Origin of the sequence: Acinetobacter cumulans, assembly GCF_003024525.3 — a bacterium.
Taxonomy (GTDB): domain Bacteria; phylum Pseudomonadota; class Gammaproteobacteria; order Pseudomonadales; family Moraxellaceae; genus Acinetobacter; species Acinetobacter cumulans.
The window spans coordinates 1,433,596-1,455,164 of the sequence record NZ_CP035934.2; the positions used below are offsets into that span (position 1 = coordinate 1,433,596).

Annotated in this window: 21 protein-coding genes; 18 read left to right on the forward strand and 3 right to left on the reverse strand. The window is 38.9% G+C overall.

Going from position 1 to position 21,569, the window contains the following annotated elements; translation table 11 throughout:
• The first annotated feature begins 45 nt into the window (after positions 1-45).
• The 10 genes from ung (at position 46) to C9E88_RS06820 (ending at position 7,482) form a co-directional block, all read left to right on the forward strand.
• Entirely contained in the window at positions 46-759 is a 714-nt protein-coding gene (ung, locus tag C9E88_RS06775; RefSeq protein WP_106985798.1) for a uracil-DNA glycosylase, read from the forward strand.
• Positions 756-1,877: an enoyl-CoA hydratase/isomerase family protein gene (locus C9E88_RS06780; RefSeq protein ID WP_106985797.1), complete on the forward strand. Its 1,122-nt coding sequence runs from the start codon at positions 756-758 to the stop codon at positions 1,875-1,877. The genes ung and C9E88_RS06780 overlap by 4 nt, the downstream gene beginning before the upstream one ends.
• Positions 1,878-1,883: 6 nt before the next feature.
• Positions 1,884-2,402, forward strand: coding sequence for a tRNA adenosine(34) deaminase TadA (gene tadA / locus C9E88_RS06785; RefSeq protein WP_106985796.1), 519 nt, complete (start codon positions 1,884-1,886; stop codon positions 2,400-2,402).
• Between the two features lie 60 nt (positions 2,403-2,462).
• Complete coding sequence (locus C9E88_RS06790; RefSeq protein ID WP_106985795.1) at positions 2,463-2,894, forward strand: SRPBCC family protein; 432 nt, start codon at positions 2,463-2,465, stop codon at positions 2,892-2,894.
• Between the two features lie 18 nt (positions 2,895-2,912).
• On the forward strand, positions 2,913-3,596 hold the full coding sequence (gene cmk / locus C9E88_RS06795) for a (d)CMP kinase (RefSeq protein ID WP_106985836.1): 684 nt from the start codon (positions 2,913-2,915) through the stop codon (positions 3,594-3,596).
• 107 nt (positions 3,597-3,703) lie between these two features.
• Entirely contained in the window at positions 3,704-5,380 is a 1,677-nt protein-coding gene (gene rpsA / locus C9E88_RS06800; protein WP_106985794.1) for a 30S ribosomal protein S1, read from the forward strand.
• 164 nt (positions 5,381-5,544) lie between these two features.
• Positions 5,545-5,850: an integration host factor subunit beta gene (locus tag C9E88_RS06805; protein WP_106985793.1), complete on the forward strand. Its 306-nt coding sequence runs from the start codon at positions 5,545-5,547 to the stop codon at positions 5,848-5,850.
• A gap of 18 nt (positions 5,851-5,868) precedes the next feature.
• Positions 5,869-6,234: a lipopolysaccharide assembly protein LapA domain-containing protein gene (locus tag C9E88_RS06810; protein WP_106985792.1), complete on the forward strand. Its 366-nt coding sequence runs from the start codon at positions 5,869-5,871 to the stop codon at positions 6,232-6,234.
• A 245-nt stretch (positions 6,235-6,479) separates the two neighbouring features.
• Positions 6,480-7,160, forward strand: coding sequence for an orotidine-5'-phosphate decarboxylase (gene pyrF, locus C9E88_RS06815; RefSeq protein ID WP_106985791.1), 681 nt, complete (start codon positions 6,480-6,482; stop codon positions 7,158-7,160).
• A gap of 127 nt (positions 7,161-7,287) precedes the next feature.
• Positions 7,288-7,482, forward strand: a complete 195-nt coding sequence (locus C9E88_RS06820) for a hypothetical protein (protein ID WP_106985790.1) — start codon at positions 7,288-7,290, stop codon at positions 7,480-7,482.
• A gap of 86 nt (positions 7,483-7,568) precedes the next feature.
• On the opposite strand, the gene C9E88_RS06825 is transcribed toward C9E88_RS06820, so the two are convergent.
• Positions 7,569-8,477 carry a LysO family transporter gene (locus tag C9E88_RS06825; protein WP_106985789.1) on the reverse strand — a complete coding sequence of 303 codons (909 nt, stop codon included), beginning with the start codon at positions 8,475-8,477 and terminating at the stop codon, positions 7,569-7,571.
• Between the two features lie 50 nt (positions 8,478-8,527).
• Positions 8,528-10,033 carry a flavin-containing monooxygenase gene (locus C9E88_RS06830; RefSeq protein WP_106985788.1) on the reverse strand — a complete coding sequence of 502 codons (1,506 nt, stop codon included), beginning with the start codon at positions 10,031-10,033 and terminating at the stop codon, positions 8,528-8,530.
• 167 nt (positions 10,034-10,200) lie between these two features.
• Between C9E88_RS06830 and C9E88_RS06835 the strand changes: the two genes are divergently transcribed.
• The 5 genes from C9E88_RS06835 to C9E88_RS06855 all read left to right on the forward strand — a co-directional run bounded on the left by C9E88_RS06835 (position 10,201) and on the right by C9E88_RS06855 (position 16,435).
• Positions 10,201-11,208 (forward strand): helix-turn-helix domain-containing protein, encoded by a 1,008-nt coding sequence (locus C9E88_RS06835; protein ID WP_106985787.1) that lies wholly within the window; start codon positions 10,201-10,203, stop codon positions 11,206-11,208.
• Between the two features lie 85 nt (positions 11,209-11,293).
• Positions 11,294-12,442, forward strand: a complete 1,149-nt coding sequence (gene zapE / locus C9E88_RS06840; RefSeq protein ID WP_106985786.1) for a cell division protein ZapE — start codon at positions 11,294-11,296, stop codon at positions 12,440-12,442.
• A gap of 485 nt (positions 12,443-12,927) precedes the next feature.
• Positions 12,928-15,090 carry a malate synthase G gene (locus C9E88_RS06845; protein ID WP_106985785.1) on the forward strand — a complete coding sequence of 721 codons (2,163 nt, stop codon included), beginning with the start codon at positions 12,928-12,930 and terminating at the stop codon, positions 15,088-15,090.
• 82 nt (positions 15,091-15,172) lie between these two features.
• Positions 15,173-15,655 carry a hypothetical protein gene (locus tag C9E88_RS06850; RefSeq protein WP_106985784.1) on the forward strand — a complete coding sequence of 161 codons (483 nt, stop codon included), beginning with the start codon at positions 15,173-15,175 and terminating at the stop codon, positions 15,653-15,655.
• A gap of 120 nt (positions 15,656-15,775) precedes the next feature.
• Positions 15,776-16,435: an SOS response-associated peptidase family protein gene (locus C9E88_RS06855; RefSeq protein ID WP_106985783.1), complete on the forward strand. Its 660-nt coding sequence runs from the start codon at positions 15,776-15,778 to the stop codon at positions 16,433-16,435.
• 25 nt (positions 16,436-16,460) lie between these two features.
• Here C9E88_RS06855 and C9E88_RS06860 read toward each other — a convergent pair whose 3' ends face one another.
• Positions 16,461-16,925 (reverse strand): MarR family winged helix-turn-helix transcriptional regulator, encoded by a 465-nt coding sequence (locus tag C9E88_RS06860; protein WP_106985782.1) that lies wholly within the window; start codon positions 16,923-16,925, stop codon positions 16,461-16,463.
• A 451-nt stretch (positions 16,926-17,376) separates the two neighbouring features.
• On the opposite strand from C9E88_RS06860, the gene C9E88_RS06865 reads away from it, so the two are divergent.
• From C9E88_RS06865 to C9E88_RS06875, 3 genes are all read left to right on the forward strand, one after another.
• A protein-coding gene (locus C9E88_RS06865) for an IS3-like element ISAba14 family transposase (protein ID WP_223155595.1) occupies positions 17,377-18,509 on the forward strand; the annotation gives its coding sequence in 2 pieces (ribosomal slippage) (positions 17,377-17,629 and positions 17,629-18,509; 1,134 coding nt in all).
• Positions 18,510-18,981: 472 nt separating this feature from the next.
• Positions 18,982-20,502, forward strand: a complete 1,521-nt coding sequence (locus C9E88_RS06870; protein WP_106986763.1) for a TerC family protein — start codon at positions 18,982-18,984, stop codon at positions 20,500-20,502.
• A gap of 286 nt (positions 20,503-20,788) precedes the next feature.
• The gene (locus tag C9E88_RS06875) at positions 20,789-21,517 is read left to right on the forward strand and encodes a hypothetical protein (RefSeq protein WP_137287935.1); all 729 of its coding nucleotides are present in this window, start codon (positions 20,789-20,791) and stop codon (positions 21,515-21,517) included.
• The last annotated feature ends 52 nt before the right edge of the window (positions 21,518-21,569 follow it).

A 21,569-nucleotide genomic window follows, 5' to 3' on the forward strand; every position in this document is an offset into this window, starting at 1 on the left:
TGCAGCACAGTAATGATATAAAGTAAAAAGGATTGGGTAGCAAGTATGTCTTTTACAGAAGAGCAACAAGCGAAACTAAACAAAGTTCAGCTTGATGCGGGCTGGAAATATGGACTGAGTGAGTTTTTGCTTAGCCCAAAAATGGATGAGCTAAAAGACTTTCTTGTGCAAGAAATTAAAGCAGATAAAGTGGTTTATCCGCCAAATGCATTGATCTTTAATGCGCTAAATACGACACCTTTGGCAAATGTCAAAGTGGTTATTTTAGGGCAAGATCCATATCACGGTCCAAATCAAGCACATGGTTTAAGTTTTTCTGTGCAAAAAGGCGTACCTTTACCGCCGTCTTTGCGCAATATTTACCATGAGTTGCAAAGTGACTTAGGAATTACAGTACCTAAGCACGGGGACCTGACACGTTGGGCAGAACAAGGTGTGTTATTGCTGAATAGTGTGTTAACTGTAGAAGCTGGTCAACCAACATCACATCAAAAACGTGGCTGGGAGGATTTCACAGATCATGTAATTGATGTATTGAATGAACAGCGTGAACATGTTGTCTTTATTCTTTGGGGAGCGTATGCACAACGAAAAGGACAACGTATCGATCAAAATAAACATTTGGTGTTAAAAGCCGCGCATCCATCACCATTGGCTGCAAACCGCGGTGGTTTTTTTGGTTGTAAAGTGTTCTCAAAATCTAATAATTATCTTAAACAACATGGCATTGAGCCTATTGATTGGCAGCTGGACGCATGACATATTCTCCCGTTTCAAAAAACTACCATCCGGATTTAATTGTAGAAGAAGCGAAAAACGGTTGGCGCATTGTTCGCCTGAACCGTCCGAAATCTTTACATGCATTAGATGAATCCATTGTGACTGCTTTGCTTGAAGTTTTTGAAGACTTCCATGGTGATAGTAGTGTGAAAGCGATTTGGTTTGATTCAACCACACCAAAAGCGTTTTGTGCAGGTGGCGATGTACGCAAACTACGTCAATTGGTCATTAATGATGAAGTAGCAACTGCGAATAAGTTTTTTGAACAAGAATATGCTTTAGATTTGTTATTGCATAACTATGCTAAACCCGTTTTGGTATGGGGTGAAGGTTATGTCATGGGTGGGGGCTTGGGCTTGTTCATGGCGGCACCTTTCCGCTTGGTGACACCATATTCTCGTTTGGCGATGCCTGAAATCAATATCGGTTTATATCCAGATGTGGGGGCAACTCGCTTCTTAGCAGACCGTGGTGCTATAGGCCTATTTACAGGTTTAACTGGTTCAATTATGACTGCTGCAGGTGCGTATGGTATTGGTTGGGCAACACATATCTGTGATGCACAACGTGATAATGTACTTGATAAAGTCATTAATATTGATTGGGGCCATTATCCAGCTGGCGATTTCCGTGCAATTGATGACACTTTGAATAGCATGCACCGTCCAGTCGGCCCAGGTCCACTTCAAAACTCGCTTGATGTGATTCAGAGTGTATGTCGTGGTGTGAATTTTGAGCATGACTATGAAGCTATTGTTGGTTTGAGTGATGCGCGAAGTGACTGGTTGCGTCAAGCCAGCGAAAACTTGCAAAAAGGTTCACCAACAACAGCAGCATTGAGCTGGTTGCTATGGCAATGGGGTAAGCAAATTCATTCGTGGAATGAAGTGTTTGAACTTGAAACTGAAATTTCAAACTGGAAGATTAATCACCCAGACTTTGTTGAGGGTGTGCGTGCACGCTTGGTAGATAAAGACCTTTCTCCTGAGTGGAAGCAAGGTGCAGATATGTCATTAAAGGGGATTTTGGCAGATCAACCTCCAGTGACATCAAATGAAAGCTGGAATGCTTTATTAAAACACTATGGTGTTATTTAATTTCGCATGACTGAGTTTGAACTTTATAGTGATGAATATTGGATGCAGTTGGCGATTGATCAGGCTGCATCTGCTGCAAAACAAGGTGAGATTCCAGTCGGTGCGATTATTGTGAGCCAAAACCAAGTGATTGGTTTTGGCTTTAATGCACCTATTGGTTTAAACGATCCGACAGCACATGCTGAAATACAAGCAATTCGCCAAGCGTGTGAACAGATTAAAAATTACCGTTTACCAGATGACGCGACGCTATACGTCACACTTGAGCCTTGTACGATGTGTGTGGGTGCTTTAGTTCATGCCCGTGTGCAACGTGTGGTGTATGGTGCGACAGAGCCGAAAGCAGGTTCATTGGTTAGTGCGCGTAAACTCTTTGAAACGGGTTACTACAATCATGTCTTTGCATTTGAGCAGAGTGTTTTGCATAGCGAATGTTCAGAGCAACTCAGCCTGTTTTTTAAAATGCGTCGTGAGCAGAAAAGACAGCAAAAATTACAAGAAAAGGCCTTAAATGATCAAGGCTAAAGCGTATGATATTTGCTATTTCTATTTCATAAAACAGCACAATAACTTTTAGGATCTACTATGAACTCTATTACCATACAAAAAGAATTTAATGCGCCAGTAGAACAGGTATTTGAACTATTGTCTAAACATGCAACTTATAACGTGGCTTTTGCGCCAGTGCAGGTTGTGCGTGTGAAAGATTCAGCAGATCCTGAGCGTCCGGATGGAGTTGGGTCTGTGCGTCGTATGGGGTTTGGCCCAGTTAAGCCACTCCAAGAGCAAATTACACTGCTTGAGCCGAATTCACGTATTGAATATAAAATTATTAAAAACCCATTGGTGAAGCATCATTTGGGCGTGATTCAATTTCAGCGCGTTGATGGTGAGAAAACTTTAGTGACTTATACGATTGAATTACAAGCACGTGCACCTTTTGTCAGTAAATTAATCCTTGCACAGCTTAAATCAGCGATTAAACTTGGTTTTTCTAAACTCGCAAAAACTGTATAGGGAATGGCGGAAAAGGCAATGACAGTAAATATTATTACGATTGATGGGCCAAGTGGTTCGGGTAAAGGCACATTAGCGGCAAAACTGGCGTCGCATTACCAATATCATTTATTGGATTCAGGTGCGCTGTATCGATTGCTGGGGCTGTCATTGTTTAATAAAGGCTTGCTTGAAAAGTTAGATACAGAACTTGAAGCCTGTACCCAAATTGCAACAAATTTAGACATACAGTTTGTTACAACTCAAACTGGCATGACGGTATTACTAGAATCAGTTGATGTAACACAACAGATTCGTACTGAACGCGTGGGAGAGTATGCTTCAAAAGTTGCAGCAATTCCTGCACTTAGAGTTGCTTTATTGGCACGTCAACATGCATTTGCTCAAGCGCCTGGTTTGGTTGCTGATGGTCGTGATATGGCCACTTCAATTTTTCCAGAGGCGCAAGCCAAGATATATTTGACGGCATCGGCTGAATCTCGTGCACAGCGTCGTGTAAAGCAGTTGCAGGGGATGGGGCTGGATGCTAAAATAAACGACATTTTAGTTAATATCGAAGCTCGCGATAAACGAGATATGGAGCGCACAGTCGCGCCACTCAAGCCTGCTTCGGATGCGTATATTATCGATAGCTCTAATTTAAGCATTGATGATGTATTCAAGTTGATGACAAATTATGTCGATCAACAATTAACAAATTAAAGAATTTTTCAGCAGAAGCATAGCTTGATCAGTTCAATATGGACTATGTAGACGCTTAATTAAACCGGCCTTGTCTGATCCAAGACCGCTGACTTATCGGAAATATCATGACCGAATCTTTTGCAGCCCTCTTTGAAGAAAGCGAATTAAACCTCAACGTTGAAAAGGGTGCTGTCATCCAAGGCGTTGTAGTAAGCATCGACTCTGACTGGGTAACAGTTGACACTGGCCTTAAATCTGAAGGCGTTGTTGACCGTGCTGAGTTCTTAAATGAACAACGCGAACTTGAAGTTCAAGTTGGCGACACTGTTGATGTTGTTGTTGAAGCGCTTGACAACGGTATGGGTCAAACAGTTCTTTCACGCGAAAAAGCTAAACGCGCTGAAACTTGGACTAAACTTGAAAAAATCTTTGAAGACGGCGAAATCGTTACTGGTGTTATTTCTGGTAAGGTTAAAGGCGGTTTCACTGTTGACATCGGTCCAGTTCGTGCGTTCCTTCCTGGTTCTTTAGTTGACACTCGTCCTATCCGTGATACTACTCACTTGGAAGGCAAAGAGTTAGAATTCAAAGTAATCAAACTTGACGCTAAACGTAACAACGTTGTTGTTTCTCGTCGTGCTGTTATGGAAGCTGAATCTTCAGCTGACCGTGAAGCTCTTCTTGCTCAGCTTGAAGAAGGTCAAACAGTTACTGGTACTATCAAGAACCTTACTGACTACGGCGCATTCGTTGACCTTGGCGGTATCGACGGTCTTCTTCACATCACTGATATGGCTTGGAAACGCATCAAGCACCCTTCAGAAGTTGTTGAAGTTGGTCAAGAAGTTACTGTTAAAGTACTTAAATTCGACCGCGAACGTAACCGCGTATCTTTAGGCCTTAAACAATTAGGCGAAGATCCATGGTTAGCGATCATGAGCCGTTACCCTAAAGGTTCAATCGTTAAAGCACGCGTAACTAACCTTACTGACTACGGCTGTTTCGCAGAAATCGCTGAAGGCGTTGAAGGTCTAGTACACGTTTCTGAAATGGACCACACTAACAAAAACATCCACCCATCTAAAGTTGTTCAGATTGGTGACGAAGTTGACGTTATGGTTCTTGAAGTTGACGAAGAACGTCGTCGTATTTCTCTTGGTATCAAACAAACTCGTGCTAACCCATGGGAAGAGTTTGCTAAAAACCACGACAAAGGCGAAAAAGTATCTGGTACTATCAAGTCAATCACTGACTTCGGTATCTTCATCGGTTTACCAGGCGGTATCGATGGTCTAGTTCACTTGTCTGACATTTCTTGGAACGAACAAGGCGAAGAAGCTATCCGTCGTTACAAGAAAGGTGACACAGTTGAAGCGGTTATCCTTTCAGTAGACGCTGAAGGCAACCGTATCAGCCTTGGCATCAAACAAATGAACAGCGATCCATTCAACGATTTCTTAGCTGCTAACGAACGCGGTGCGCTTGTTAAAGGTACTGTAACTGCTGTTGACGCTCGTGGCGCAACTGTTAAGTTAGCTGACGAAGTTGAAGCGACTCTTAAAGCATCTGAAATCAACCGTGACCGCGTTGAAGATGCAACTAAGTTCCTTGAAGTTGGTCAAGAAGTTGAAGCTAAAATCATCAACGTAGATCGTAAATCTCGTTCTATCAACTTGTCTATCAAAGCGAAAGACGAAGCTGAAGAAAAAGAAGCAGTTGCTAACTTGAAAACAGCTGCTAACGGTCAAGACAATGGTCCTAAGACTATTGGTGATTTGATCAAAGCTCAAATGGGCAACTAAGTAAGTGCTTGAATTGTATAGTTGATGTAAATTAACTCATACTTTTTATACAATTACTGTAAACGGTAGCGTAGTAATCAATTATTGCGCTACCGTTTTGTATTTAAACAGGTTATTATCAGCCTATAGATTCCCAAGTAGCTTGATAATTAAAGAGGTCGCAGATGACTACGGAAGCACTTAATAAGTCTGACTTAATAGAGCGTATTTCTCTTAAAAACCCGCACTTAGCAGAACCGCTGGTTGAAGAGGCCGTTAAAATTATGATTGATCAGATGATTGAAGCTTTATCAACTGACAATCGTATTGAAATTCGTGGCTTTGGCAGTTTTGCATTGCATCATCGTGAACCACGTGTAGGTCGTAACCCAAAAACGGGTAGATCGGTTGAGGTTGCAGCAAAAGCTGTTCCGCACTTCAAACCTGGTAAGGCTTTACGTGATGCGGTAAACGAATCCGCAAACAAATAATTCTATCCGGGGGTGTTTATGCGTTATGTCTTGGCTATTTTATTAATTCTGCTGTTCGGATATTCTTTATTCCTGGTACTACAGAATAGTACAGAACTAAGTGTAGATCTTCTGTTTACACAAGTTCCAGCAATGCGTTTAGGTCTACTCTTATTGTTGACTTTAGCATTGGGTATTGTTCTTGGATTATTACTTGGAGTTCAAATCTTCCGGGTATTCCAAAACAGTTGGGAAATTAAACGCCTACGTAAAGACATAGATCGCCTACGTAAAGAACAGATTCAAACGGCACAATTGGCTGCGGCGGAAGCTGCATCAGTGACACGGCATGAAAAAACTGTGATGGATATTCATCCAGATGATCGACCGTCAAGCCCGTTATAATCTCGCTGGTTGAGTTAAAACAGTTGTTTAGCCAATCGGATTAAAGAAACAGACTTAATAAAATTTTTAGAGCGCTCTAAGTATCCATTAGGGCGCTTTTTTTATGTTGATAAATGCAGTGCTTGATAAAAATATCAAGCCAGCACGAGATAAAGTTGGATAATCTAAGTTTTAAGCTTGGTTGCAGAATTAGATTGCCTCTATAATGTGCTTTCTTTTGTCTTAATCAAAAAAAGGGTAGTCTCTTGAGTATCATTGTTGCCTTAGATGCTAAAAGCCAATATGACGCATTAACAATTGCTGAACAATTAGATCCAGCGCTGTGTCGAGTAAAAGTTGGTAAAGAGTTATTTACCCACGAGGGTCCAAGTGTTGTTAAAGCTTTGCATGATAAAGGCTTTGAAGTATTTCTAGATTTAAAATTTCACGATATTCCAAATACCACTGCGCAGGCTGTTTGTGCGGCAGCAGATATGGGTGTATGGATGGTAAACGTTCATGCATCTGGTGGCCGTAAGATGATGGAGACCTGCGTAGAGCGCTTAAAAGCGGGTAATTACAATACACAATTAATTGCTGTGACTGTATTAACCTCTATGGGGCGTGAGGACCTTGCCGATTTAGGGTTGGATGTTGAACCATTTGAGCATGTTAAACGCTTGGCTAAATTGACCAAAGACAGTGGTTTAGATGGTGTTGTATGTTCGGCTCAAGAAGCGAAAATGCTACGTGAAAGTCTAGGGAAAGATTTTGCTTTAGTAACCCCAGGTATCCGTCCTGAAGGCTCAAATGCAGATGATCAAAAGCGTATTGTGACACCAAAGCAAGCAATGCTAGATGGTTCTACGCATTTGGTGATTGGTCGCCCGATTACAAAATCTGAAAATCCACGTCAAACATTAAAAGATATTTTAGCAACACTATAATTTTTGCATTCGATAATTACCTCACTTGGTAATTATGTTATTTGATCTAGAATGCTAAAAGGCCTTTCATAAGAAGGGCTTTTTTTATACATTGGTCTTTTCATTCTTAAAATAGTGAATTGGCGATATGACAATCCCTAAAAATAAGCCCGCATTAGACGGGTTGCAAAATATTGAAGTTCAGGACAATGAGCAATTAGAGCAAGAACAGAAGCAATCTGATTCTGCTGATTGGACTTCAAGTATTGATGTTATTGAAATCGCAAAGGGAGCAGTGGATATTGTTGGTGATTTGATTAGTGGTATTGATTTGAACATCTAATTGATTTGTTCATTAGCTCGTTTACTGTAATGTTTGGATAAGCCCTATTGGAAAATAAGGGCTTATCATTTAAATTGCTAAGTCAATTAAAGCGCAGCCAGTACGCTAACAGCAATGGGTGCTAAAACAGAAAGTACAAAACCACTGACCATTGCATGTGGAATAAAATCATTACCGCAAGCTTGTTTCACCATGGGTAAGGTCACATCCATGGCGGTTGCCCCAGCAGATGAAATAGCAGAGCGTGGATAGCGCCATCCAATCAAATACATAAAGAGAATCGCAAATATTTCTCTAAATAAATCATTGATCAGTGCAATGCTTCCAAGTTGCGCATTTCTTAATTCAGTAATCACAATGCCAGACATTGAATAAAAACCATAACCTTGTGAAAGCATAATGAGGTCTTTAAGATGTAGCTCGGTCAGGAAGTATGAAATAGCCACCGCACCAATAACTGAGCCAATAATGCAGGCTAATGGCACAAGCAGTATTTTCCAATTAAGCCAAGAGCGATCGAGTGGTGAATAGGCTAAATCTAAGCCAATTAAAAACATAAAGACGAGCAGTAAATGCCACGTACTTATGTGCAGAGGAATATTTATATAATTAAACAGTTCTGCAACTGCATAACCTAGTGCAAGTGCAAAAAAAGCATAGCTAATATTGAGTAATGAACTTAATAAAAGTTCAGTAGATACTTTACCTTGGGTAGGTTGATAGCCAATTAGTTTAAATAGTATATAGCAACAAACAAATGCACCAAGCGATGTTGCAAAGGCAATACTCACGGCACTGCTAATAATAAGCTGTGGATTATTAATCTGATGTAAGGTTTGTGAAAATTCTATCGCAATAGCAATGAGTAAAATATAGGTAAAATAGGGAAGAATTTTAAAGCCAATTTTTTCAATATTTTGTGGTAAGCGACGTGCCAGAACAAAGCCAAGAAATAGGCAGAACAGCAGTTGGAAAATCAACCAAAGAGATTGCATAACAAAAACAGCAGGTGATGGGACACCTGCTTAGTATGACAGCTTAAGATTTAAGCTGCTTGATTTTGTTGTTGTAATAATAGGTAGTCCGCAGGATTGAGAGTTTTGGTTTGAAGCCAATACTTCCATGTATAGGTTGGCCACAACGCAAAATTTTTGCCGCCATCTTGTTGATACCAGCTCACGCAGCCAGATTGCCAAACGGTACCTTTAAGTTGCTCTTGAACATCATCATTAAATTTGTCTTGAATATGATCTTTAATCACAATGGCTTGGTTTTGGGTTTTAGACACTAAATTGATCATTTGTAAAATATAATTGACCTGAGCTTCAATCATAAAAATAACCGAATTATGACCCAGTACCGTGTTCGGGCCGAGTAACTGAAATAAATTTGGAAAGCCTTTGGTGCACACACCTAAGTAACTTTCAGCACCATCTTTCCAAGCTTCACTGAGAGCTAAGCCATTTTGGCCAATGCACTGAAATGATTTCATATAAACGCGTGGGTCGGTAATAAAGCCTGTTCCATAAATTAAACAGTCAATAGGGCGTTTTTGGCCATCTTTGGTAATAATGCTGTCTTCGGTAATTTCCTGAATAGCGGTTGTTATGAGTTCTACATTTTGTCGATTAAATGTAGGGAAATATTTATTAGAAATTAAAATACGCTTACAGCCCATCACAAAATTCGGCGTTAATTGCCTAGCAGTTGTTTTGTCTTTAACTTGATAACGAATAAAAGCTTCAGCAAGTTTTTGGCCATATTTCATTATTTTAGGTTTAACAATTGGCATCACGCGGGACTCATTACTCCAATATAAGCGTGCGCGATGTAGTTTTCTAAACCACTCGTATTTGTTAAATAGAGTTTGATCAAGTTGGTTGTATTCGCGTTCGTCACGTGGAATGACCCAAGCAGCGGTACGTTGGAATACATAGAGTTGTTTGGTTTGTGGGGCAATTTCAGGAATATATTGTATTGCGCTACCACCTGTACCAATAGAGGCAACATTTTTTCCATGTAAGTCGTATTGGTGATCCCATTGAGAAGAATGGAAGACTTTACCCTTAAATTTTTCTATGCCTGAGATATGTGGGATTTGTGGTACATGTAAAGGGCCTGAGGCAAAAATCAAATATTGCGCCGTCAATTGGCGTTCTTTGTTTAAAGTTAATTGCCACTCACAGCGTTCTTCATTGTACTGTGCACCGAGTACCTCGCAGTCTAGTTCAGTGTACTTCTTGAGTTGAAACTCTTGAATTAAACTTTGAATGTAGGCAAAAATCTCTGGGGCTTCGGCGTAGCGCTTAGACCAATCCTTTTTAGGAGCAAATGAAAGCGAGTACATGTGTGATTGCACATCACAAGCAGCACCAGGATATTGGTTTTCACGCCAAGTCCCACCAAAATCTGTGGCTTTTTCTAAAATTACAAAGTCGTTGATATTGTTTTGTAAAAGTCGAATAGCCATAGCTATACCACCAAAGCCTCCGCCAATGATAGCGACTTTCGTGCGGTTATTTTGCGTATTTTGGATATCGCTCGATTGCATATTGTTTTGCTCTTTTTTTGCTTATGGTATTAGAGTACCGCATTCGTTCCAATAGAAGAAATGATTGTCATGACAGGAAAATTGATCAAAACGGCAATTTGCAAAGCTTAAAAATTATAGTAAAACAAACATGAATTAAATCTTTCTCTGTTTATTATTGGGTGTCTATGAAGCGATCTGTTCTCAGCCTTATGTACTTAATTCAAGGCATGCGTAAGGCAGGCATAGATGTGGATCAGAAACTTCAAACCATTGGCTTGCGTATTGATGCACTCGATGCAACTTCGGTGATTCACCCAAGCCTTGAGTGGGATGTGTTAAAGGTGATTGGGCATGATGTGCCGCCAGAGCAAGGAATGTTCATTGGTCAGCATTATGCTTTAGCAGGTTATGGCCCCTTGTTAATGCTATTGGTGACTAGTCCGAATATTCGAACTGTACTTGAGCAGGGCATGCGCTTTCAGCAATTAACACATTTAACGGGTCAATTGGGCTTAGATTTTCGTGAGCACCAAGCAGCTTTATGTTATCGGCCACAAAATATCAATAGTCCTTTAGGTTTGTTGTTGGCACAATCTGAAATATCAGGAACTTACAAATTTATTCGTGATTTGTACAAAATGATGGGTCTGGCTTCGCCACAAATTCAAATTGAATTACCCTTTGACTTGCCTAGTGAGGCACAGCAATTACAGGTTTATCATGATTATTATGGTCAGCAGGTTAGCTTTGGTGCGCCATTTGCGTCTTTTTGGTTTGAGCAGTCAGTGTTGGATGTCAAAATTCCTTCTGCTGATGCAATGACCTTTAATTTATATGAAGCCAAGTGCATTGCTGAACTCAACCGACTCAATGCGGATGAAACAGTACCTTCACTGATACAACGAGTGCAGGATTATTTAGAGCTTCAAACAGGTGTAATGCCAAGCATGGCTGAAACAGCACAAGCACTAAATTTACCAGAGCGAACGTTAAGACATCAGTTGCAACAACTCGGGAGTAGTTATAAACAAATCCGTGAAGATATTATTAAAGATAAAGCCTTACGCTTAATTGAATACAATGAATATTCAATAGAAATGATTGCGGAACTTTTGGGATACTCAGAACCAGCGGCGTTTAATCATGCATTTAAACGGTGGTTTGGTCAAAGCCCAAGGCAATATTTAAAATAGCCTAAGCATGTATATCCCAAAGTGTTATATATTCAAGTTTAATCTTCGCTATAATTTAAAATAGCCCAAAATAGTATTTAGAGTTATGTCAGACATTCAAGCACAGCACAGTACAGCATTTACCCCAATTTCACCGGCAGAGCGATATGCTGAAGTTTTGGCATCAGGCCAATTCCTACCGGATGAAGCACAGGCGCAAGCTGTGCATGAATTAGATCGCGTATGGCAAGAACTGATTCAACGCTTTAAAGCATCTAAAAAGGCATTTCGTCGTTTCCGTCGCCAAACTGCACCACAAGGTGTATATATGTGGGGTGGTGTCGGACGTGGTAAAACATGGCTCATGGACCAATTTTATGAGTCGATTCCATTTCGCCGTAAAACACGAATGCATTTTCACCACTTTATGCAGCACGTACATCGTGAACTCAATAAGCTTTCAGGGCAACGTAACCCGCTCGACTTAGTGGCAGACCAAATTTATAAAGAGGCCGTTGTCATTTGTTTTGACGAGTTTTTTGTTTCAAACGTGACAGATGCCATGATCTTAAGCGATTTGTTCCAAAAACTCTTTGCACGTGGTATTACACTGGTTGCAACATCAAATATTGCGCCAGATGGTTTATATAAAAATGGTATTCACCGTGACCGTTTTATTCCAACCATTGAACTGGTTAAAAAGAATTGTGTGATTTTAAATGTGGATGCAGGTGTGGATTATCGCCTGCGCGTATTAAAGCAAGCACAATTGTTTAAAACCCCACTTACGCATGAAAATAAACTTTGGATGGCAAAGCGTTTTAGTGCTTTGACGCAAGGTCAGACTCAGTCACAAGAGCCGATTATTATTAATAAGCGAATTGTGGAAACTATTGGTCATACAGAAGATGTGCTTTGGTGTGAATATTCAGAACTGTGCTTAAAACCTCGTAGTCCAGCTGACTTTATTGAAATCGCCAATGTCTATAACACCGTATTGGTCAGTAATGTGCCACACATGACGGACTATTTATCGGAAGGTACACGTCGTTTTATTTACTTGGTCGACGAGTTTTACGACCGTGGTGTTAAATTATTATTAACCTCTGAAGACTCGATTATTGATATCTATCAAGGTGAGAAACTGGCATTTGAAATCGAGCGTACACGTTCGCGTTTATTAGAAATGCAGTCAGATGATTATCTAAACGCAGCACATCGCCAAATTAGTGCACCAGCAGGTATGGAATTATAGTGAGCAGTTTAGTGAAAAGTCAGTACTTAAAATGGTGAACTTGAAATAGATATAGGGTGTATTTTTACAGCAAAATAGCTGGAATATGTTCATTATTTGTGTAAAAGCCACGGATCGAACAAAGATGAAGAAGCGCCATTTATGGCGCTTTTTTTATTCAAAAGTGACTGTGTGTTTTATCGACATTTCGGCTTTTTCATGGCTTAATCAGCATTGAATATGACTAAATTAGTGCTATTTGTATATTTTTAAATCAAAAGTCTGCACTTAAGTCTAATTTCGGCATAACAAAAACTTTATACACTGTAAAAGAGCATTCAAGCTGATGATGTTGCATTGCCGATCAGATGTTTAAGCAAGAAAATGAGGGTATTTACTTGCTAAAAAATGATCACTATTTAGTAATGTGATAGTGCTATTCAGCTAAGTATAAATGGGTATACTGGAATCTCTTGTTATAAAAAGTAGCAATATCAGGAAAGACAATGACTGCACGTATTCAAAAAGGCAAGTTAGCGATTGCTAAAGAACTTTACGATTTCATCGAAAATGAAGCGCTTCCAGGTTCTGGTTTAGACAGCGATACATATTGGAAAAACTTCGAACAAGTCGTTGTCGATCTTAGCCCAAAGAACAAAGCACTACTGGCTAAGCGTGACGACCTTCAAGCTAAAATTGATGAATGGCACCGCAACAACAAATTTGAACTTGGAGCTTACAAAGCTTTCTTAACTGAAATTGGCTACTTATTACCAGAAGTAGAAGATTTCAACATCAGCACAGAAAATGTAGACGAAGAAATCGCATTATTGGCTGGTGCGCAATTGGTTGTACCTGTACGTAATGCTCGTTACTGCTTGAACGCAGCGAACGCTCGCTGGGGTTCTTTATACGACGCACTTTACGGCTTCGACGTGATCTCTGAAGATGGCGGCGCAGAAAAAGGCAAGGGCTATAACCCTGTACGTGGCGAAAAAGTAATTGCATTTGCTAAGAATTTCTTAAATGAAACTTTCCCACTTGCAACTGGCTCACATGCAGATGTAACAAAATACGCAGTTGAAGCTAAAAAATTAGTTGTAACCTTAAAAGATGGTTCTACAACGACTTTAGCAAAAGAAGCACAATTCGTTGGTTTTAATGGTGACGAAGCGGCGCCAACTGAAATCGTTTTGCTTAACAATGGTCTACATGTGATCGTTGAAGTTGATGCGACAAGCCCAATTGGTCAAGCAGACCCTGCTGGCGTAAAAGACCTTGTTCTTGAAGCTGCTGTAACAACGATTCAAGACTTGGAAGACTCTATCGCAGCAGTAGATGCTGAAGAGAAAGTTGAAGGCTACCGTAACTGGTTAGGCTTAATGAAAGGCACACTTTCAGAGTCTATTGAGAAGAACGGTAAAACGATTACACGTACACTTAATAAAGACCGTACGCATAAAAACTTAATTGGCGGTGAAACTAAACTTCATGGCCGTTCATTAATGCTTCTTCGTAACGTTGGTCATTTAATGACAAACCCTGCGATCCTTGTAGATGGCGCTGAAATCTACGAAGGCATTATGGATGCGTTAATTACACCGTTATTGACGTTTGCAGATATTAAAGGCGAAAACGAAAACAAGAACTCTCGTAAAGGTTCTATGTACATCGTGAAGCCAAAAATGCATGGTCCAGAAGAAGTTGCATTTGCAGTTGAACTATTTGAACGTTCAGAGCAAGCGCTAGGCCTTCCAGCGAAGACTTTAAAAATCGGTATTATGGATGAAGAACGTCGTACATCTGTAAACTTGAAGAACTGTATCGCGCAAGCAAAAGATCGTACGATCTTCATTAACACAGGCTTCATGGACCGTACTGGCGATGAAATCCATACATTTATGGAAGCAGGCCCATTCGTTCGTAAAGGCGAAGTGAAGTCGCAAATTTGGTTCCCAGCTTACGAAAACCGTAACGTAATGATCGGTCTTCAAGCAGGTCTACGCGGTAAAGCGCAAATTGGTAAAGGCATGTGGCCAAAACCAGATATGCTGCTTGATATGTACAAAACTAAGATTGAGCATCCAGAAGCTGGCGCAAGCTGTGCATGGGTTCCGTCACCATCTGGCGCTGTAATTCACGCGATCCATTACCACCAATGCAATGTTTCAAACCGTCAGCAAGAGCTTCTCAAAACTGAAGCGCTTTCTTTAGATGACTTGTTAACGCCGCCTTTAGCGACAGATACAAACTGGTCTGAAGAAGACAAGATCAAAGAACTTGAAAACAATCTTCAAGGTATCTTGGGTTATGTAGTGCGTTGGGTAGACCTCGGTGTAGGTTGTTCTAAAGTTCCAGACATCAACAACGTTGGTTTAATGGAAGACCGTGCAACTTTACGTATTTCTTCTCAACACGTAGCGAACTGGTTACGTCACGGTATCGTAACGAAAGCGCAAGTTGAAGAAGTTATGCAACGTATGGCGAAAATCGTAGACGAACAGAATGCGAATGATCCTGCATACACTGCAATGGCACCAGGTTTTGACGGTTTTGCTTACCAAGCTGCTTATGACTTGGTATTCAAAGGCGCAGAGCAACCATCAGGTTATACAGAACCACTACTTCATGCTTACCGCTTGAAGTTAAAAGGTTATACAGGTGACTAATCGTCAGACTGTTTGACTAAAAAAGCCTCTTCGGAGGCTTTTTTCATGTATAAATAGAAATAAATAGAGGAACTTATTTTATATGTATTTTTGGAATGTAAAACAGCTCATACACGATTTAAAAACTCATCAGGTTAAGCAAAGTCAATTTAAAAACTATTATATCGCGAGCAGTATTTTAATATTAGTTTCATTCTTTTTTGTGGCCATTACGCCTGAGCAACCTGTACGATTAAATTTAGCAACCTTTGTGGTGAATCTGGGGCTATTGATTAGTTGGACCAATGCGATATTTAAGGCCAATGGTGGGGAACAAGGGCAACAATTTTTAAATCGCTTTTTTGCATTATATTTGCCGATTGTGCTCAAAACTTTAGTCATTTTTGTAGTTGCTGTGATTTTGATTGAATTGATTTGGACAAATTATTCTGAAGGATGGAGTGAGCCAGAATTAGAAAAAATTAATGAATACAAAGATGTGGCAATTGATCCTATTTTTTCGTGCGTCGTGTATTGGCGGATCTATCGTGCTATGTTGAAAATTCAAGAACCTTTAGAAAATTAATAAAAAATGATGCATACACATCGCAATGTAAAGAAATAGTAGCTTGATGGATTTTAGTCAGAATGCACAAGCTTATGTGAATCTATTATTATATTAATAAGTTTTTTTAGTCTAGAAACTATGTGTGCTAATTTTAAACCGCTGACGTTGGAGCAATTACACAGATTGCACTTACCTGAAATTCCATTTGAGTATGTGGCGGAAGTATATCCAAATTACGATTTACCACTCTTATTTAATGCTCAACAAGGTTTAGAGTGGCGTAAAGTGGGTTTTGGTATGGTACCTAAATGGGCAGAAGATAAATCAATTGCATTAAAAACCTATAATGCACGTAATGAAACTTTGCTACAAAAAGCCAGTTTTATCAATGCAATTTCTAAATGCAAGTTTGGTGTTATACCCGTTGCAGAGTTTTATGAATCAAAATATATCGATAATAAACCCCAGCGTTGGGGTGTGCGTCGTAAAGACGGGCAGGCATTTTATATTGCTGCGCTCTATGATATTTGTCAGCAAGGTTCTGAAGTTATACGGTCAAGTACAATGATCACAATGAATGCCATAGACCATCCTATGATGAATGACTTTCATGAGCCTGGTGATGTAAAGCGTTCAGTTATAGTTATACCGCATGCACGTTTAGAAGAGTGGTTAAACTGGAAATCGCCGAATATCCAGAGTTTTGTGGAAGGCTTTCCAGTAGAAGAATTTGAATGTTCACACGTACCCAAAATAAAAGTCGAAAAAATTAGTCCCCAACTAAATTTTTTCGACTGATATTTGAGAATGTAGTGAGATATATTTAACGAGACAAGTTCTTAAATATATGACGTAGGCTTTCCATGGTTTTTTCAATTTGAAGGGGAGTAAGGCCTTCGAATGATTGCTCCAATACAATATTGGTTAAATCATTAATCTTTTGCGTCATTAGATTGCCTTTTTCAGTGAGTACAACGCGCGTAATACGTGCATCATCTTCACATGAATAAGTGTCTACTAATCCTTCATCTTTTAAGCGATAGACAATCTTGGTTGTGGTGGACATTTTAGACACCACCATTTCAGATAAATCCGATACGCTTGCATGTGGCTTAGACTTCAATGCAAGGAGAATACGTCGACGTGAGTTATCAACACCATACTTCTTAAGTGCATGATCTACATTAAGAACATATTGTGCATGAACCTGAGTTACCCAATAATATGGGAAATTTTCTAAGTTGAAGTCGTCAGTCGTTGGTAAAAATTTAGAATACTTTTTCGTCATGAAATGCCCCAAGTCAAATTTTTTGTAATTTTATTTAATCTGTCGTTATTCTAAGTAAAAAGTGTGTTCAATATCAATAGATATTTTTAGAATTCACAACAAGTAAAAGAAATTTAATCATTTGATTATAGTTAAATGATTTTTCAAATGATAGATGCACCAGAATATTCGGATAAATGGCTTTAAGTTTAACTGTTAAATCAGTTTTTTACTGTCCGTCATCTATAACAAATATTGATTTTATAATATATAGGTCATGAATAGTGTCAGAGTGATAGTTGGTTTCTAAGTAACTGTATATTTTAAATATTAGTATTAATCTTTGTTTTATTGGTTGAATACAAAGTTTTGTAGTATGTGTATAGAGATGGATCCGTAAATTTGAACAACTCCTATAAGTGATATTCTGCTCCTCAAATGATGTTATAAACATCAATATATGGAGTATTTTATGGCACGTAGACCAAGAAGAAATCATTCAAATGATTTTAAAGCTAAGGTAGCACTTGCTGCGATTAAAGCAGAAAAAACACTTGCTGAATTGAGTGCTGAGTTTGATGTTCATCAAAACCAAATTATTGACTGGAAAAATCAATTGATCTCAGCTTCCTCGCAAGCTTTCGATCAATCAAAAGCTCCAACAGAACCACCCATCGATCTAAAAAAACTACATGCAAAAATCGGTGAGCAGGCATTAGAAATTGATTTTTTAGAAGGTGTGTTGAAGAAACTGGGCCGCTTCAACCACAAAAGTTAATCGACGACTCACTTCAGATTTCAGTATCTAAGCAAGCTAAGCTGCTGAAAGTCTCCCGTGGTTGTTATTACTATCGCCCAAAACCTGTGAGTGCATCAGATCTGAAGCTGATGCGATGTATTGATGAATTACATATGCAATATCCTTTTGCAGGCAGTCGTATGATGCGTGATTTGTTGAATCGTCAAGGACATCATATAGGACGACGTCATACACGTACTTTAATGAAGAAAATGGGTATTCAGGCGTTATATTGCAAACCAAATTTAAGCCAGGCTAATCAAGCTCACCGTAAATATCCATATCTGCTCAAAGGATTGGCTATTCAGCGCAGTAATCAAGTGTGGTCTACGGATATAACGTATATCCCTATGGCAAAAGGCTTTGTTTATTTATGTGCTGTGATTGATTGGCATAGCCGCAAGGTACTTGCGCATAGAGTATCGATTAGTATGGAGGTGGATTTTTGTATTTCGGCTTTAAATGAAGCGATTGAAAAATATGGTCGACCTGAAATATTTAATACAGACCAAGGCAGCCAGTTTACCAGTGATGCATTTATTGATGTATTGAAATCAAATGGCATTCAAATCAGTATGGATGGTAAAGGTCGATGGGTAGATAATGTGATGGTTGAACGATTATGGCGGAGCGTTAAATATGAAGAGGTGTATCTCAAAGCTTATAGCAGTGTCACAGATGCGAAAAAGCAATTAAGTGCATATTTTGAGTTTTATAATTTGAAACGACCTCATTCGAGTCTAGACAAAATGACACCAAATGAGTTTTACTATGATCAGCTACCCCAACAAAACAAGGTGGCTTAACTAGAGCGGAATATCACTTATAAATACGCTTTTAGTTGTTCAAACAAGTGGGACCACCTCTGTATATATGTGTTTGGATGATTTAATTTAAGTATTTATTTGAAAAATATTTTACATATATAAAATTGGATTTTTATAACGATTGATATAAATAAATATGAATAAATTAAATGTTTTATTGAGCTTGTAATAAATTATTAAGGTATTAAATTTTTCAATTTAAAGTCCAGTTTAGCCCAGCATACTTAATTTAGTTGTTTACACTACAGTAACTGAACACATATAAAGTAAGTTTTTACTCTGCGTGAAATTTGAGCTTTAACTCAAAAAAATTACAAAAAAATCATTACAAAATCTTAAGTTTGTGCATAATAAATTTATCTATAGTAACAAAGGCTTCAAATATGGATCCGTCGCCGTGCGCAGATCTGCTTAGTACCTACCAAACTCAATACTGCGGAGTAAATAACTAATGGAATTTTTTATGGATCCTGGGTTATGGGTTGGTTTAATTACATTAATCATTTTAGAAATTGTATTAGGTATTGATAACCTAGTCTTTATTGCCATTTTGGCAGAAAAACTTCCTCCTTCACAACGTGATAAAGCACGTGTACTTGGTTTAACGCTCGCATTGTTCATGCGTTTAGGCTTGTTGTTTGCTATTTCTTGGTTAGTCACCCTGACTGAACCTCTCATTAATATATTTGATCATCCTTTTTCTGGGCGAGACCTTATCCTGTTGGGTGGTGGTTTATTCCTTGTGTATAAAGCGGTTTCTGAATTACACGAAAAAATTGAAGGTAAGCCAGAAGTCAAAGTGTCGAATAATGTAGTCTATGCGAGCTTTGCTGCAGTTGTCGCGCAAATTGTCGTGTTAGATGCAGTGTTCTCTTTAGACTCTGTAATTACTGCTATTGGTATGGTGGATGATATCCGCATTATGATGGCAGCAATGATTGTCGCTATGGCAGTCATGTTATTGGCATCTAAACCTTTAACTGCATTTGTGAACCGTCATCAAACGGTGGTGATTTTGTGTTTGAGCTTCTTACTATTAATTGGTATCAGCTTAATTGCAGAAGGATTTGGTTTCCATATTCCTAAAGGTTATATCTATTCGGGTATTGGCGTAGCCATTGCGATTGAAGCTTTTAACCAATTTGGTCAACGTAATGTTGCCAAACATGCATCTAAAATTCCTTTGCGTCATCGGACTGCAGACTCCATTTTAAAATTAATGGGTGGTCGTGTTGAAACTACGGATGATCGTGTTGTCTTACAAGCACAAGAAGCATTTGCTGATGAAGAGCGTTATATGATTGGTGGGGTTTTAACCCTAGCAGAACGTTCAGTTGCATCAATTATGACACCGCGTAGCCAAATTTCGTGGGTCGATCTTGATGACACAGCAGAGCAAATTCGTGAAAAGGTTTTATCGGTACCACATAGTTTATTCCCTGTGTGTCGAGGTAGTTTAGATAAAGTCATTAGTGTGGTGCGCGCCAAGGATTTATTGGATGTACTCGATGACGAAACGGAACTCAAAGCTTTAATTAAACGCCACCGCCCAATTTATATTTTCGAAAAAATGAAAGTGATTGATGCGATTAATACCTTGAGAACTTCAAAAGGTTCTTTGGTGATGGTGAGTGATGAGTTTGGTAATGTGCAAGGTTTAGTTTCTCCACTGGACGTCTTTGAAGCAATCGCAGGGGAATTCCCTGATGCAGACGAGCAACTTGATTTAGTTAAATTAGATGAACACACATGGCGTGCTTCGGGCTTGCTAGATGTTTATCAGTTAGAACTTGAATTGGGCATGTTGGACTTGGTTGAAGAAGATGCAGGCTACATTAGTGTGTCTGGTTTAATTCTAGACAAGATGCAGGGTGTGGTCGATATTGGCACACAGCTTGAATATCAGGGCGTTGTATTTGAAGTCACTGAGATGGATGAAAATCGCATTAAAACGGTTCTAATACGTCATTAAACACGCTTCACATACTTATTTAAAAAGCTGGTAGTTATCTACCAGCTTTTTTTATAGGGCTTGAATGAAGATTTTTGTTATACGCTTAGGTATGATTTAGTTTTTTGTTCAATATGTACAGGGTAGATTGTCTATTGTATAAATAGCCCAAAAGTTCTGGATATTAGGTCATTGTTTTATGCGTGAAAGTTATTATGCTTAAGACAAATAGACTCATTAGAGTCATATATATTTTAAATTAAAAAAATATTTTTTATTATAAAGTTAAATGCAGTGAGTGCATCTTATGAAAATCACAGAACGAGTGACTGATTTTGTGCAGCTCTCTGTAGAGCAAAAGCATTTGTTTTTTCAACAAATTTGGGCATTTGATCAGCAAATTTTTCCACACACTGAAATTGAAAACTTATATCAATTTGTATATGACTTAGATGCCGTTTCAGTTCAAGTGGTTCAGTATTTTCACAAAAACATTTTGGTTGGGCAAAATATTATTGCCATTTTAAAATTAAAATTAGATCACCAGCCTATTTTTGTGGTGATGTCACGTGCTGGATTTTTAGCTCAGTATCGTCGTCGCAATTTATCTTTACGTTCTGCAATTCGAGTTGCATTTCATCATCGCTTACGTCATCCCAGTGTTCCATTATGGTTTGTCACTACGCTTATGCAACCTAAAGTCTATTCTCTATTTGCTTCGCGCTCGGTAAACTTTTATCCGCGTAATGGACGAAAAATGAGTTCAGATCATTTGAGAGTACTAAAAATGGTGATGTCGCGTAAATCACAAGTTGAGAAACGTGATGATGAGGTATTTACACATTATTGTGATATTCCAAAAATTACGCCTGAGCAATTGATTCGACTGCGTAATAAACAGGACACGCATCATCAATTTTTTATGCAACATGTGCCTGATTATTTTGATGGGATGGGCATGATGTGTGTATGTCAGTTAGATTTAAAAACCATTGTGGAAAAGAGATGGATCCGTAAATTTGAACAACTCCTATAAGTGATATTCTGCTCCTCAAATGATGTTATAAACATCAATATATGGAGTATTT